The following is a 2597-nucleotide window of genomic DNA, read 5'->3' on the forward strand; positions in this document are numbered from 1 at the left end:
ATTCAGGGGTCACCCTGTAATAAGCCTGTTTATCTCCACCAGCTGCCCACTGAGCTTCCAGTGGCCAGTTAGAGCGGCCTAATCGCTTTTTGACCGTCATTGTGAGCACTGCCAAGTCAGCCCGTGCCTCATACCTGGTCCTGCCAGCTTCAGCTTCAACTTCTCGAAGGGAAACAAACTGACCAGGCTTAGCAGAGCATAAGTTCATGGCTGCCTGTGTTGTTGGGTTGATATATTGCCTTAAGAGTTGAAAGTCCTCAATAGTCCAGTCAACCACAGGATATTCAGGTGTTGGCGGCCTGACATTTGTTTTAAAAGGGGCTACTGTGAATTCCTCTACATCCTGGACCGGGTAAAGTTTTGACACGGTAATGATTGTTTCACTGATTGTTCTGTAAGCCAAAAACTTTTTCAGAGTTATGTCCAGTCCCATTTCTGTGAGCCAGACTACAGAGGCAGTGAGGGTTGGCGGGAAGTCTGAAGCAACAAGCACAATTCTGGGCCTTCGAAGCGATTCCACTGACAATTCAAAGTCAACATGTTCATTCAGCTGGTCTAACGCTGGCTTCGCCCGCAACCCAGGAAATAAAGAAACCTTAACCGCCCGTTCGAAGACTCACTCAAGACGCAAAGGTCGCAAAGGAAGGCAGGAAGGTTTTTTCATTTGCCGGGTAGACGGCAAATGAAAAGGCAGCCTTTTTGAAAACCGTTGCCCGGTTTTCAAAAAACACCCTCCTTCCTGTCCTAAACTTTGTGTCCTTTGCGCCTTTGTGGTTCATTTTTTTTTGTTTTCTATGACAGGGTTTCAGGAGTAAGTCACTAATGCCTGTTCTTCATCAGTCTTGTCACCTCGACTGGTCAAAAAACGGGCATGCTGGGAAGCAAGTATTTCCGGTGTAAAACGACTGGCCATAGCAGCATATTTGATTGCCTGCATCTCAGTGGCTTCAGGAGCCTTGTCCCTCTTTAACTCCACAACTACCAGACGCCCGGATTTATCAAGACCAAGAACATCTAAACGATCACGTTCGTTCTGCCCTGAAAAAGACTTCCAGCGATCAAACTCAAAAGCAACTATCAGAACATCACTGCCCAGTATCTGGGGATGAGCTATTACCCACTCCTGAAGATGGCTCCGCTCAGTTAGCCCTGCCTCAGCAAGAGTGATTTGCTGAGCAGGACTTGCCGTGGCCTCTTGTACTGAAAAAACAAGTTCATCATTCATAATTATTATACCGTCTGTTTGCTTTCTCCAACAACAAAAACCCCCATCTCCAGGCAGCTATACTCCCCCATATCTGTAGAAACTGCAGTCAGGCTGGCTGTGATCTTGTGTCCATTATCCATGAGATCTGCAGGAAGCGGGTTGTGAGTCCTGGGCACATATCCCAGCTTGTGGCCGTTTGAGGTAAATACGGCAATGGCTTTGTTGTCGTGAGGGTTGTGGGGCTCTCGTAGTAATTCTAATTTCTGACCAGATTTAAGATCTGAAAAAATTTTCGGCCCCTGGTAATAAGGAAATCCTGCCACATGGCACTGGAACAGGGATACAGGCTTGGGAACAACCCTGGCCTTTACCTCCGAAACACTGCCTCCAAACACCAGCGCCCCAAAATAAGCACCAAGCATGCTGATGAAACCTCTTCTTTGCATACCCCCTCCTCTGTGCAAACTGCAGACATTCGCGAGCATCGCGCTTTGTAGGCAACCAGGTTGGGGACAGTCCTGCTGGAGCCAGAAACTGCACCCGTACTGAACCATGGTTGTTTGTTTTGAACCCAGATATCGCTACAATCAAATTCATCCGGCTATGGTTATCAAACCTGATTTATCGTATTTGGACCTGGCCCATTCATCCAGATCAACATGCTGCTCAACCTGATTAATGACTTCACGACCGTTGAGTTCCCCACTGTTTTTCTTGAGGATTTCAAAAGCCGCAAATATGACTTTGGAGGCCAGGGCAAGGGATCTGGACTGTTTTTTCATGGTAAAGCTCTCAAAAGTTATAAGCTTGGAGCCAAGGCAGGGTAAAGTGCTGGATGATATGAAAAACTGAGTATTTCCTGCCATATTTTATACGGTCTATCAAGAAAAAAAGGCTGTGAACGTTGCCAGATTCGGCGCATTTTTTAGACAGTCAGTTATTTTGTTTCTTCTACCTCCGCCATTGTGTAACCAGGGAGGGCATTGTTCAGGCAAACGCAGGCTTCCCACCGAACTCTGCTGCCTGAAGTCTGTCCATGCCGCCTGCAATTTCAATATATAAAGAAAAAAATCCGGGCAGTGCCAGGTCGGTAAGAACGTGGATCAGGATGCTCATCTTTTAGAATCCGCCAGGTTTTGTGGCGGTTCCTGGCTGCAATAACGCTGCATAAATGTCTGCGTTATGTCTCTTAGTCGATCATCCAGAATCCTGTATGCCCGAACCTGAATATCTTCAGGCACGCCTTTGTAGAAGGCCTGGGCGATCCCGCCGGTTATGCAGGCCAGAGTATCGCTGTCCCCTCCAAGGGATACAGCTGTGCGCAGGGCATCCTCAAAACCGCTGGAGTCAATAAAGGCCCGCACAGCCTGGGGAACGGTCCCCTGTGACG

At 47.9% G+C, this 2597-nt stretch carries 7 protein-coding genes; all 7 read right to left on the reverse strand.

The annotated features are described in order from the left end of the window. A partial coding sequence (locus QZP87_RS14865; protein WP_291323709.1) for a hypothetical protein occupies positions 1-433 on the reverse strand: 433 nt, incomplete at its 3' end. A gap of 187 nt (positions 434-620) precedes the next feature. Next, positions 621-779, reverse strand: coding sequence for a hypothetical protein (locus QZP87_RS14870; protein ID WP_291323710.1), 159 nt, complete (start codon positions 777-779; stop codon positions 621-623). Positions 780-805: 26 nt separating this feature from the next. Then, positions 806-1225 carry an endonuclease NucS domain-containing protein gene (locus QZP87_RS14875; protein WP_291323711.1) on the reverse strand — a complete coding sequence of 140 codons (420 nt, stop codon included), beginning with the start codon at positions 1223-1225 and terminating at the stop codon, positions 806-808. A gap of 5 nt (positions 1226-1230) precedes the next feature. Next, positions 1231-1653: an HIRAN domain-containing protein gene (locus QZP87_RS14880; RefSeq protein WP_291323712.1), complete on the reverse strand. Its 423-nt coding sequence runs from the start codon at positions 1651-1653 to the stop codon at positions 1231-1233. Positions 1654-1800: 147 nt separating this feature from the next. Beyond that, positions 1801-1989 carry a hypothetical protein gene (locus QZP87_RS14885; RefSeq protein WP_291323713.1) on the reverse strand — a complete coding sequence of 63 codons (189 nt, stop codon included), beginning with the start codon at positions 1987-1989 and terminating at the stop codon, positions 1801-1803. Positions 1990-2194: 205 nt separating this feature from the next. Beyond that, a complete protein-coding gene (locus QZP87_RS14890; protein ID WP_291323714.1) occupies positions 2195-2323 on the reverse strand; it encodes a hypothetical protein in 129 nt (42 codons plus the stop codon). Further along, positions 2320-2597: ADP-ribosylglycohydrolase family protein (locus QZP87_RS14895; protein ID WP_291323715.1), on the reverse strand; the 278-nt coding region annotated here is incomplete at its 5' end. The genes QZP87_RS14895 and QZP87_RS14890, both read right to left, overlap by 4 nt.

It is taken from the genome of Desulfonatronospira sp. (assembly GCA_003563255.1).
Classification (GTDB): Bacteria; Desulfobacterota; Desulfovibrionia; order Desulfovibrionales; family Desulfonatronovibrionaceae; genus Desulfonatronospira.